12 protein-coding genes are annotated in these 10,787 nt (G+C 72.1%); 8 read left to right on the forward strand and 4 right to left on the reverse strand.

Translation table 11 applies throughout. From position 1 onward, the window contains the following. On the reverse strand, positions 1-434 hold a 434-nt coding region (locus ACFVYL_RS24505; protein ID WP_389719461.1), incomplete at its 3' end, for an ATP-binding cassette domain-containing protein. A 388-nt stretch (positions 435-822) separates the two neighbouring features. Between ACFVYL_RS24505 and ACFVYL_RS24510 the strand changes: the two genes are divergently transcribed. The 5 genes from ACFVYL_RS24510 (at position 823) to ACFVYL_RS24530 (ending at position 4,130) form a co-directional block, all read left to right on the forward strand. Then, entirely contained in the window at positions 823-1,443 is a 621-nt protein-coding gene (locus ACFVYL_RS24510; RefSeq protein ID WP_389719463.1) for a TetR/AcrR family transcriptional regulator, read from the forward strand. Then, complete coding sequence (locus ACFVYL_RS24515) at positions 1,440-1,925, forward strand: HIT family protein (RefSeq protein WP_389719465.1); 486 nt, start codon at positions 1,440-1,442, stop codon at positions 1,923-1,925. The genes ACFVYL_RS24510 and ACFVYL_RS24515 overlap by 4 nt, the downstream gene beginning before the upstream one ends. A 152-nt stretch (positions 1,926-2,077) precedes the next feature. After that, the gene (locus ACFVYL_RS24520) at positions 2,078-2,437 is read left to right on the forward strand and encodes an ArsR/SmtB family transcription factor (protein WP_389719467.1); all 360 of its coding nucleotides are present in this window, start codon (positions 2,078-2,080) and stop codon (positions 2,435-2,437) included. A gap of 121 nt (positions 2,438-2,558) precedes the next feature. Next, entirely contained in the window at positions 2,559-3,929 is a 1,371-nt protein-coding gene (locus ACFVYL_RS24525; protein ID WP_389719469.1) for an MFS transporter, read from the forward strand. 9 nt (positions 3,930-3,938) lie between these two features. After that, positions 3,939-4,130 (forward strand): hypothetical protein, encoded by a 192-nt coding sequence (locus ACFVYL_RS24530; RefSeq protein WP_389719470.1) that lies wholly within the window; start codon positions 3,939-3,941, stop codon positions 4,128-4,130. Positions 4,131-4,190: 60 nt separating this feature from the next. On the opposite strand, the gene ACFVYL_RS24535 is transcribed toward ACFVYL_RS24530, so the two are convergent. From ACFVYL_RS24535 to ACFVYL_RS24545, 3 genes are all read right to left on the reverse strand, one after another. Beyond that, complete coding sequence (locus ACFVYL_RS24535; RefSeq protein WP_389719472.1) at positions 4,191-4,538, reverse strand: YciI family protein; 348 nt, start codon at positions 4,536-4,538, stop codon at positions 4,191-4,193. After that, complete coding sequence (locus ACFVYL_RS24540; protein ID WP_389719473.1) at positions 4,535-5,497, reverse strand: virginiamycin B lyase; 963 nt, start codon at positions 5,495-5,497, stop codon at positions 4,535-4,537. The genes ACFVYL_RS24535 and ACFVYL_RS24540 overlap by 4 nt, the downstream gene beginning before the upstream one ends. Positions 5,498-5,789: 292 nt before the next feature. Then, positions 5,790-7,574, reverse strand: coding sequence for a hypothetical protein (locus ACFVYL_RS24545; RefSeq protein WP_389719475.1), 1,785 nt, complete (start codon positions 7,572-7,574; stop codon positions 5,790-5,792). Between the two features lie 304 nt (positions 7,575-7,878). Between ACFVYL_RS24545 and ACFVYL_RS24550 the strand changes: the two genes are divergently transcribed. The 3 genes from ACFVYL_RS24550 to argG all read left to right on the forward strand — a co-directional run bounded on the left by ACFVYL_RS24550 (position 7,879) and on the right by argG (position 10,692). Next, entirely contained in the window at positions 7,879-8,478 is a 600-nt protein-coding gene (locus tag ACFVYL_RS24550; RefSeq protein ID WP_389719477.1) for a hypothetical protein, read from the forward strand. A 201-nt stretch (positions 8,479-8,679) separates the two neighbouring features. Then, on the forward strand, positions 8,680-9,090 hold the full coding sequence (locus tag ACFVYL_RS24555) for a hypothetical protein (protein WP_389719478.1): 411 nt from the start codon (positions 8,680-8,682) through the stop codon (positions 9,088-9,090). 156 nt (positions 9,091-9,246) lie between these two features. Then, on the forward strand, positions 9,247-10,692 hold the full coding sequence (gene argG / locus ACFVYL_RS24560; protein ID WP_389719480.1) for an argininosuccinate synthase: 1,446 nt from the start codon (positions 9,247-9,249) through the stop codon (positions 10,690-10,692). Positions 10,693-10,787: the final 95 nt, after the last annotated feature.

Genomic DNA, 10,787 nt, shown 5'->3' on the forward strand with positions numbered 1-10,787 from the left:
TAGGTGGCTGCGGGCTTTTTGGCGGCGTCGGTGAGCTCGAAGCGGGCCAGAAGGTCGGTGGCGGTGCGGCGGCCCTCCGGTTTGGTGAGGTGGTGGAGGTCGGCCATGAGGAGCATGTTCTCCTCGCCGGTGATCAGGTTGTCGACGGCGGAGAACTGGCCGGTGACGCCGATGGTGGCGCGTACGGCCTGGGGGTCGGTGGTGAGGTCGTGGCCGCCGACGCGCAGGGCCCCGGCGTCGGCGGTGATGAGGGTGGAGAGGATCTTCACGGCGGTGGTCTTGCCGGCGCCGTTCGGGCCGAGCAGGGAGAAGATGGTGCCCTGCGGGACTTCCAGGTCGATGCCGTCAAGGACGGTCTTCTCGCCGTAGGACTTCCGCAGCCCGTGCGCCGCGATGGCGAGCGGGCGCGCAGCCGTTGTGGTGGTCGTCGTCATGCCGCAGAGACTGCGGCAGGCCGCATTCAGCGCGGTTTCACGCCGGTTTCAGCGCTGCGGAGTGGCCGCCGGGTGGGTCGGAGCGGCCAGGTGCATCCGACGGGTGGGGCCGGCTCACCTGGTGGGAGGGGTGCGCCAGGGAGCCCGAGGCCCCACCCGTCGGGCGGTTCCCGGTGGTGGGCGAGCGGCCGGTTGCTCCCGCGGCGGCTGCTCTGCCGGTTGGTGCGTACACCGGGACCCTGGGGTGGTGGTTGGGGCGCGAAATGCGCTGATCGGCGATCGGTGAAGCCACTGACCGGCTGGGACAGAAAGACCGGTCTGTCTCGGGAGCCGGTGCTTAGACCATGGCAGCGGGCGGCGGCTCTGTCCAGGACTATTCTGGACGGTGATGGACAGCGGCCCTCCGGCAGAGACGTGCCAACCGGCGCCTCGCGAACGGATATTGAGAACCGCGTACGAGCTCTTCTCGCGACGCGGTATCCGTGATGTCGGCATCGAGGAGGTCGTGGCGCGCTCGGGGGTCGCCAAGGCGACGCTCTACCGGCATTTTCCGTCGAAGGACGCGCTCGTGCTGGAGTTCCTCGCCCGCCGCGAGAGGCAGTGGACCCTGGGGAGGGTCATGGCGGGCGCCCGCAGCCGTGGCGGCACGCCCGAAGAACGGCTGTTGGCGATCTTCGACGTCTTCGACGAGTGGTTCCGCGGCGACGACTTCGACGCCTGTACGTTCATCAACGTCCTGCTGGAGATGGGCGGCGAGCACCCACTGGGCCGGGCGAGCATCGGCTACCTGCGGAACATCCGCGCCCTGGTGCGCGGCATGGCGGAAGAGGCGGGGCTGTACGACGCGGACTCGTTCGCCCTCTCCTGGCACATTTTGATGAAGGGCTCGATCATCTCGGCGGCGGAAGGCGACACCGACGCGGCGCTCCGGGCCCGCCGGATGGCCCGCATGCTGATCACTCAGCACCGCCCCGACGACCGGCGAACGGACGGCTCCGACACCTCATGACGACCGGGACCGAGTGGCGCGAGGAACGCATCAGGAGTGCCCTGGCGGGCGAGAACCCCGCGGTGATGCGGCGGCTGAGGGCGGGGTTCGCGGCGCTGGGGGATGTGCAGTTCCTGCCGGGCTACTCGGTCCTGCTCGTCGACGATCCGCATGTGGAGCGCCTGTCGGACCTTTCGAAGGCGAAGCGGTGGGCTTTCCTGGCCGACATGGATGTGCTCGGTGAAGCGGTCGAGCGTGCCTGCCGGAGCCTGGACCCGGAGTTCCGGAGGGTGAACCTGGAGATCCTCGGCAACACCGACGGGTTCCTGCACGCTCATGTGTGGCCGCGCTTCGAGTGGGAGCCGGCCGACCTGGTAGGCAAGCCGGTCTGGCTCTATCCGCGAGAGAATTGGCAGGATGAACGGCATGCCCTGGCGCCCCGGCACGACGCTCTCCGAGCGGCGATCACCGAGGAGCTCGACCGGCTGACTGGTGACGGGTGAGGGGTCTGCCCGCCTCGAGCCTCAGTAGCGTCACGGACAGCGGGGACATGTTCGAGGCGGAGGGCCCGCAGTGCGGCCTTCGCTGACGGCGGGGGCCTGACCGCCGGGCAGGCCCCCGCCCGTGGTGGCCCGTGCGGACCTACGATGAGGCCATGCCGGAGCGCGACACATCCTCACCTGCCCACCATGGGCACCAACGCAGTCCGAACAGGGCGCAGTTGGAGACCGCCACGACGGTGTTCGCGTTGCTCGCCGACCCGACCCGCCTGCACCTGCTGTGGCTGCTGGCGGGCGGCGAGGCGGACGTGACCGGGCTGGCCGCCGCAAGCGGCGCGGCGCGGCCGGCCGTCAGCCAGCATCTGGCCAAGCTGCGGCTCGCCGGTCTCGTGCAGGCCCGTAAGGACGGGCGCCGCATGGTGTATTCGATGCGCGACGGCCATCTGCGCCGGCTGGTCACCGAGGCGCTGAGCCATGCGGACCACCAGGTGACCGGCGAGCCCTGGCACCCCTGAGTCCGCCGCGCCACGGGGTCCGGGCATGGCGCCCGCCCCTTTCATCAATGACGTGTGCGCACCTGTGCACACGTCATCTACCGTGGAGCCGTCCGGGCCGCCGACCCAGGGGGACGCCACCATGCGTTCAGTGCTCCACAACCGCACCTACCGCCGCCTGTTCACCGCCCAGATCATGGCCCTCGTGGGCACGGGCCTGGCGACCGTCGCCCTGAGCCTGCTCGCGTACGACCTCGCGGGAACAGACGCCTCCGCGGTCCTGGGCACCGCGCTGGCGATCAAGATGGTGGCCTACGTGGGTCTCGCCCCGGTGATCCAAGTCCTCGCCGAACGCGTGCCCCGCCGGGCCCTGTTGGTGTCGATGGACGTCACGCGGGCCGCGATCGCGCTCGCCCTGCCGTTCGTGAACCACGTGGGACAGATCTATGTCCTGATCTTCCTGCTGCAGGCCGCGTCGGCCGCCTTCACTCCCACTTTCCAGGCCACCGTCCCCGAGATCCTGCCCGCCGAGCGTGACTACCTCCGCGCCCTGACCCTCTCGCGCCTCGCCTACGAACTGGAGAGCCTGCTCAGCCCCGTACTCGCGGCCGCACTGCTCGCACTGATCACCTACAACTGGCTGTTCGTCGGCACCGCCCTCGGCTTCCTCGCCTCCGCGACGCTGGTCATGTCGGTCGTCCTGCCGACTCCGCTCCCGGTCGAGCGCGACGGCGCCGGCTACGCCAGGGCGACGTTCGGCACCCGCCTGTACTGGGCCACACCCAGGCTGCGCGCCCTGCTCGCGCTCGACCTCGCCGCGGCTGCCGGCGGCTCCATGGTCATCGTCAACACGGTGGTGCTCGTCCGGGACCACCTGCACCGCGGCGCGGGCGACGTATCGCTGGCCCTCGGCGCGTTCGGAGCCGGTTCCGTGGCGGCCGCGCTGCTCCTGCCGCGCGCGCTGGAGCGGTTCGGCGACCGCTCGGTGATGCTCCCGGCCGGGTTCGTGCTCGGCGCCGTGCTCGCCGTGTCCTCCACGGGACTCGCGTACGGGACGGTGTCCTGGGTCGGGCTGCTGTTCGCCTGGGCCCTCCTCGGCGTCGGCACCTCCATGGTGCTCACCCCCGCGGGCCGGCTGCTCCGCCGCTCGGCCGCGCCCGCCGACCTGCCGGCCGCCTTCGCCGCCCGGTTCGCCCTCACCCACAGCTGCTGGCTGCTCACCTACCCGCTCGCGGGCTGGCTGGCCGCCACCGCCGGAACGAGTACGGCCGCCGCGGCGCTCGCCGCGATCGCCCTCGCCGCAGTCACCGCGGCCGCGATCCTGTGGCCCGCCCGCGACCCGTCCCGCCTCACCCACCTGCACACCACCCTGCCCCCGGGCGACCCCCACCTCGCCGACGCCCACGCAGGGCCGCACGGCTGGCACCACGCACACGACTACGTCATCGACGCCCGCCACCCGCGCTGGCCCGCTCAGGAGCTCCGAGTCGCGGGCGGGCGCGCGGCCCCTTAGACCAGAGGTATGAGCGACAACCAGGAGCAGGCCGAGCGGATCTACCGGCCCGGCGAGATCGTCCCCGAGTCCGGCATCTACGAGTGCGAGTGCGGGCAGCACCACCGGTACAGCACCGACGTGCGCGGTCACCGCTTCCCGCCGCCGCACGAGGGGTGCGTCGGCACCGGCTGGAAACTCGTGACCGTCGCCCACGACTGACCGCACCACGCGCCCTGGTCGCGGAGCGCGGCCCGGACCAGCCCCAGGGCCACCTGCTGCTCAGGCCGATTCGAGTATGGGGCGAATCTCCAGCGCCTCCGGAGTGGGGAAGCCGCGCGCCAGGTCGATCGCCTCGGCGCGGTCGGCCACCTCCAGTACGAACCAGCCGCCGAGGGTCTCCTCTCCGCCGTGCACGGGTCCTTCGGTCACCGCAGCGGATCCGTCCGCCGTCTTGCGCACGGTGACCGGGCCCTGGTGCTCGGTGTCGAGGGCGTCACCGCCGACCAATTTGCCCGCCGCCGCGAGCTCGCCTATCCACGTCTCGTACGCCTTGCGGTAGGCGTCGCGGTCGGCCTGGATACGGGCACGTGACGCGTGCGTCTCGAAGATCACGAGGGCGAATTTCATGAGGTCTTCCTCTGTTCGGTGTTCCTGGTGGCGCTGTCGGTTCGGGCAGTGCTGTCGCTGCGGTCAGTTCTGGTGGTGGCCGGTTCGATGCGGGCCAGCGCGCCTGTCTCCAGGGCCGTCCACAGGGCGCCGTCCGGGCCCACCGTGATCCCGTGCGGCTCGGAGGCCGGGGTGGGCAGCTCGTGGGTGGTGATCGCGCCGTCGGAGGTGATCGAGCCGACGCGGTTGCCGCCCCACTCGGTGAACCACGCCGTGCCGTCGGCGTCGGTGGTGATGGCGTGCGGCCGGGCCGAGCGGTCGGGCAGCGCGTACTCGGTGATCCGGCCGTCGGGCGCCCGGCGGCCGATCTGACCCGCCGCGATCTCGGTGAACCAGACGCCGCCGTCCGGCCCGACGGCGATACCCACCGGCGCGGCCGCCTCGGTGGGCAGCTCATGGACCGTGACGCGGCCGTCCATGCCGATCCGGCCGATGGCGTTGGCCTGGTTCATCGTGAACCACATCGCGTCCCCGGCCGCGGCGATCGCGGAGGGGAACGCGCCGGTGCGCGGCAGCGGGAACTCGGTAACCGATCCATCGGCGGTGAGACGGCCGATGCGGTCGGCGGCGGTTTCGGTGAACCACAGCGCGCCGTCCGGCCCCGCGGCGATACCGAAGGGGCCGCACTGCGCGGTGGGCAGCGCGAACTCCGTCACCTGGCCGGCCGTCGTGATCCGGCCGACCCGGTGGGCCCGGTACTCGGTGAACCACAGCGCCCCGTCCGGACCGTTGCTGATGACCGTAGGACCGCTGTCCGGGGCGAGCTGATGACTGGTCGGCTCCTGTCCCGGGACGAGCCGGCCGATCTGGCCGCTGTGCACCAGGGTGAACCACAGCGCCCCGTCCGGTCCCGTGGTGAGCGCGTACGGGCCGCTGTCGCGACCACACACCGCGTACTCCTCGACGCCCCGGGCCGTCACTGCTGCTGCTCCAGAGCCTCGGCGGCGGCCCGTTCGATCTCGCTCGTGGGCGGGCAGTGGTGGGAGGGCGGCCGGGGCAGGTGTCCGGTCGGTGCTCGGGTCAGATGTCACGCGGGAATCTCTCCGTGGGGTTCGTGCGTGGCGGGCAAAGCCCTGGGCGGTGAGGATCGAGGCCGATGAGGCAGGTGCCTCCCGCGCGGTCCATGTCGTCACCCGCGGAAGGCGCCTCCCGGCTCGGTACCAGCATGCGGAGCGAGCAGCCCGGGGTCAACGGCCGATCTTGTTACGGCCGTTATCCCAGAGGTTCACGAACCAACTCCTGGCCGTCCGCCAGCCGTGCCCGTACCGTCACCCAGGCGTCCTTGGGGGCCCGGACCGCCAGGAGTCGGCCCCGCTTCGCGGCGTCCACGTCGCCGGTGACGGAGATCCGGGTGACCTCGCGGCTGCCCGCGGCGAGCAGGAAACGGTGGCCCGAGCCCGACGTCCAGCGGGCGTCGGCCACGACGTGCTGACCGAAACGGCTGCAGGCCGCGGTCGCGCGGGCCCGTCCGACGATCTGCGCCGGCGCCGTCGCCGACTGGGCCGACGTGCGGAACTGGAGCAGTACGCTGCCGGGGCCGCGCCAGGTGGAGGCGCGCGTGCAGGACCACACGGCGCGGCCGCCGCCCTCGGGGAGGCCCTGTTCGGCGAAGTCCCACTGGTTGACGGCCCGTACGCCGTTCCCGCGCAGTTCGGAGAGGCGGCACGCGCCGTGGGCCCAGCTCAGCAGCGCCGCTCTGCTCGTGGCCTCGCGCGGCTGTCGGGCCCGGGCGCCGCTTCCCGGCAGTGGCGTGTAGCTGAGGTGGACGGGGGAGAGGCCGCCCAGGTCGGCGACCAGAAACGCGTGCTTCTCCGCGATCCTGCTGGACGAGCGAAGTTGCAGCACCGGCAGGGCGTCGCAGGCGGCTGCCGCCGACAGGGCGCCGACCCGCTCCGTGAGGCCTTCGCCGGATACGTCGAGCGGGCGGCCGGGACTGTTGGGCCTCAGCAGGTCGCGGGTGCGGGTCTCCGCGATCCAGGGGGCCGTGAGGTAGCGGACCTTGCCGTCCGCGCGGCTGACGGCGAGCGCCGCCGCCGTGGTCACGTCGGAGTCGTCGGCGCGCGAGAAGTCCAGGGACGCGGGCGTGGAGGCCGAGAGCGGCTCGCCGTAGCGGATCACGCGGCGGCCGTCGTGGAACAGTACGACCGCCTCCCGGCCCACGACAGCGGCGTAGAGCAACTGGGTTGTCTTGGTCGGCGGTTCGGTGGTGGTCGCCGCCGCGGCGCCGACCCGGGTGCCGCGCGGCGGATCGGTCCAGGCGCCGAGCGCGCGCGTGAGCAGTGCGCGGTCGTCGACGCGGGAGCCGCGGGCAGGCCACGCGGTGAAGTCGACCCGCGAGGTGTCGGCCCACGCGTCGGGCGAGGCGCGCAGCAGTGCGTCGACGCCGATCGCGGGAGGCCCGGCCGTGGGCCGGTGCGGCTCGGACCTGGACACGGAGCCGAGCGACGCCGGCGTCGCGCAGAGGACGGCGAGGGTCCCCGCCACGCACCAGAGCAGCCGGACCCGACGCCTGCGGCGCAGCAGGTCGGTGGGGCGGGTCTGCACGGAACAGGCGTCGAACTCCTGGGACCGCAGCAGCGCTCCCGCCGCCTCGCCCACCGTCTCCTCGATGCCGCGGGCGGCGTCAAGGGCCTCCCGCGGGTCGGACACGTCGGCGGCGGCGAGCAGTTGTGCCACCTCGGGGCGGGGCAGCCCGTCGAGCCGGCACAGCACGAACGCCGCGCGGGCGGGCGCCGACACCTCCGCGAGGAGCTGCGCGAGCGCGATCTCCTCGGTGCCGCCGGCGCGGGGGAACAGACGCAGCCCCCAGACGACGGGCAGGGCGGGGCGCAGCGCCCGGGGCGGCGGCAGCCGGTCGGGCCACCGGCTGAGGGTGCTGGGCAGGGTGAGGTAGGCGAGGCGTACGAGCCGGGTGTACTGGTCGACGATGACGGCCTCGGCATGGTCGAGGGCCACCCGCTCGGACCCCCTCATCCGGCGCCGTCGCGGTGTGCTCATCGGTCAAAGAGCCTTCCGAAGGCTGACGACGTTGCGTCCTCACCTCCGTCAAACGAGTGAATACTGCGATGGTCACAGCTGAGGCGCGACGGGAGCCGGTGGCCGGGCGTGGCTTCATGGGGACGACTCCCTTGCGGCGGCGCGCTGTTGCGGTTCGGTGACACGGGAGACAGAGCTGTGACGTGCGCGAGGGCAACGCTCGTACGAGGTCACGGGTCGTACGTGGCGTGGGAGCGAAGGGCGGCGCTGTCCGCCCGAACAAGCAGGCAGACCAAGTCAGATGGGGGAAACAGTGGAGAAGAACATGCGCGTGAACAAGGGACTGCTGGCGATGGGTGCCGCCCTGGCGGCAGTAGGTGTGGCGGCCGGTACGGTGCCCGCCGCCGCGGCCGGCACGCCCCGGTTCCTGTCCGCGTCCGAGCTTCCGCCGCACGCCTCGTCGCAGTGGACGGCGGGACCGGTGACGTCCGGCCAGCCGGACCCGCTGCCGATGTGCGTCGGCGAGGCGCTGCCGTCGATCTCCGTGCACCGCGTCTACCGCACGGACCTCGACACCAGCGCTCTGCAGGTGACCGTGGTGGAGCGCAGCGTGCAGCGGGCCAAGGACTTCGCGGCCCTGCTGCGCAAGGACCTCGACGGCTGCGCGAAGTCGGTCATGCAGCAGAACCCCGACATCACCGCGAAGCAGAAGTACTACGGCAAGGTCGATGTCGAGGAGGGCGCCCATGTCTACGGGGTCCACACCACCGCCACGTGGGGGGCCTCCGACATCAACATGTTCTCGGTGGGCCGTGACGGCAACACGGTGACGCTCGTGCAGTGGGGCCAGATGGGCGGCTTCGCCGACGCCCAGGTCGCCGACTTCAAAGCTACGACCGCCACGGCCGTGAACAAGCTCTACTGACCCGCGCCCCGGCCGGATCCGACGTGTGCGACGGCGCCGATACCGATCTCGGCGTCGCCGCGAGGGGGTGGGACAATCGGCCGACGAGGCCACGCCCGCGCCCTTCGCCGGTGTGCGGGTCTCGTTGCACGTGGATCCGGCTGGGGTGAGGAGGCCGGGGCCGGAGTCGCACCCGGCGCCCGGTGGTGGGGAGGAACGACGGTGGTGGAGTGGCGGTACATCGCCGAGGGGGCAAAGCCCGTTCCCGAACCCATGGCCACCCCGTTCATCTGGACGACGGCCTGCTCGGGCTCCTTGGTACTGGTCATCACGTTCGACCTGCTCGGCGCGCTCGACCGCACCGGACTCGCCCTCGCGGCCCTGTCCGTCCTCGCCGCGCTGCTCGGCATGCTCGGCCGATTCGTGGCGGCACCGGGCACGGCCGTCCTGTGCTGGGCCCTGCTGAACGTCTTCGCCGCTCACCCCACCGGTGAGCTCTCCTGGGCCGGGGACCGGGACCTGGGCTGGGTGGCGTGCCTGCTGGCGGCCACTCTCATCGGCACGGCGACGGCCCGGGTGTGGTACGCCCGAGCCGCGTATCGCCGTGTCACCCCCTTCGACGGAGCGGCCTGACGCCTCGACGGAGCGGCCTGACGCCGCGTCGATGAGGCCCGGCTCATCGCGCCGGGGAAGCCACGCGCAGAGACGGGACGGGCGGCCGCAGAGACGGGACGGCGGCACCGCCAGGCCACCTTTGCATGACCATGCGCGATGATGCATACTCTTCCTATGTCTAAGGTCCTCACCTCCCTCCCCGCCGGCGAGCGCGTCGGCATCGCCTTCTCGGGCGGTCTCGACACCTCCGTCGCGGTCGCGTGGATGCGCGACAAGGGCGCCGTCCCGTGCACCTACACCGCCGACATCGGGCAGTACGACGAGCCCGACATCGCCTCGGTGCCCGGCCGCGCCAAGGCCTACGGCGCCGAGATCGCGCGCCTGGTCGACTGCCGCGAGGCGCTCGTGGAGGAAGGTCTGGCCGCGCTCACCTGCGGGGCGTTCCACATCCGCTCGGGCGGGCGCGCGTACTTCAACACCACGCCGCTCGGCCGCGCCGTCACCGGCACGCTCCTGGTCCGGGCGATGCTCGAGGACGACGTCCAGATCTGGGGCGACGGCTCGACCTTCAAGGGCAACGACATCGAGCGGTTCTACCGGTACGGCCTGCTCGCCAACCCGCACCTGCGGATCTACAAGCCCTGGCTGGACGCGGACTTCGTGACCGAGCTCGGCGGCCGCAAGGAGATGTCGGAGTGGCTGCTCGCCCACGAGCTGCCCTACCGGGACAGCACGGAGAAGGCGTACTCCACCGACGCCAACATCTGGGGCGCCACGCACGAGGCGAAGACGCTGGAGCACCTGGACACCGGCGTGGAGACCGTCGAGCCCATCATGGGTGTGCGGTTCTGGGATCCCGAGATCGAGATCCCGGCCGAGGACGTGACGATCGGCTTCGACAAGGGCCGCCCGGTGACGATCAACGGCAAGGAGTTCGCCTCCGCCGTCGACCTGGTGATGGAGGCCAACGCCATCGGCGGCCGCCACGGCATGGGCATGTCGGACCAGATCGAGAACAGGATCATCGAGGCCAAGAGCCGCGGCATCTACGAGGCGCCGGGCATGGCCCTGCTGCACGCCGCGTACGAGCGCCTGGTGAACGCGATCCACAACGAGGACACCCTCGCCCAGTACCACAACGAGGGCCGGCGCCTCGGCCGGCTGATGTACGAGGGCCGCTGGCTGGACCCGCAGGCGCTGATGGTGCGCGAGTCGCTGCAGCGCTGGGTGGGCGCGGCCGTCACCGGCGAGGTGACGCTGCGGCTGCGGCGTGGCGAGGACTACTCGATCCTCGACACCACGGGCCCCGCGTTCAGCTACCACCCGGACAAGCTGTCCATGGAGCGCACCGAGGACTCGGCGTTCGGCCCGGTCGACCGGATCGGCCAGCTCACCATGCGCAACCTCGACATCGCCGACTCGCGCGCCAAGCTGGAGCAGTACGCGGGCCTCGGCCTGATCGGCAGCTCCGACACCTCCATCGGCGCCGCCCAGGCGGCCGCGACCGGCCTGATCGGCACCATGCCGGAGGGTGGCGCCCAGGCCATCGCCTCGCGCGGTGAGGTGTCCGGGGACGACGAGATGCTGGACCGCGCCGCGATGGAGTTCGGCACGGACTGACCTGGTTCGGCACCGCACCGCGGGAGAGGCCGGTCCGACGCCCTGAGAGGCGGGGGGGCCGCCGCGCCCCCGGGGCCCCCCCCCCCCCCCCCCCC

It is taken from the genome of Streptomyces sp. NPDC058308, from assembly GCF_042880275.1.
GTDB lineage: Bacteria > Actinomycetota > Actinomycetes > Streptomycetales > Streptomycetaceae > Streptomyces.

What these genes read in the sequence shown, in the direction of transcription:
- ACFVYL_RS24510 (WP_389719463.1), top strand. Translation starts at nt 823, where the DNA reads ATGGACAGCGGCCCTCCGGCAGAGACGTGCCAACCGGCGCCTCGCGAA.
- ACFVYL_RS24515 (WP_389719465.1), top strand. Translation starts at nt 1,440, where the DNA reads ATGACGACCGGGACCGAGTGGCGCGAGGAACGCATCAGGAGTGCCCTG.
- ACFVYL_RS24520 (WP_389719467.1), top strand. Translation starts at nt 2,078, where the DNA reads ATGCCGGAGCGCGACACATCCTCACCTGCCCACCATGGGCACCAACGC.
- ACFVYL_RS24525 (WP_389719469.1), top strand. Translation starts at nt 2,559, where the DNA reads ATGCGTTCAGTGCTCCACAACCGCACCTACCGCCGCCTGTTCACCGCC.
- ACFVYL_RS24530 (WP_389719470.1), top strand. Translation starts at nt 3,939, where the DNA reads ATGAGCGACAACCAGGAGCAGGCCGAGCGGATCTACCGGCCCGGCGAG.
- ACFVYL_RS24535 (WP_389719472.1), bottom strand. Translation starts at nt 4,538, where the DNA reads ATGAAATTCGCCCTCGTGATCTTCGAGACGCACGCGTCACGTGCCCGT.
- ACFVYL_RS24545 (WP_389719475.1), bottom strand. Translation starts at nt 7,574, where the DNA reads ATGAGCACACCGCGACGGCGCCGGATGAGGGGGTCCGAGCGGGTGGCC.
- ACFVYL_RS24550 (WP_389719477.1), top strand. Translation starts at nt 7,879, where the DNA reads ATGCGCGTGAACAAGGGACTGCTGGCGATGGGTGCCGCCCTGGCGGCA.
- argG (WP_389719480.1), top strand. Translation starts at nt 9,247, where the DNA reads ATGTCTAAGGTCCTCACCTCCCTCCCCGCCGGCGAGCGCGTCGGCATC.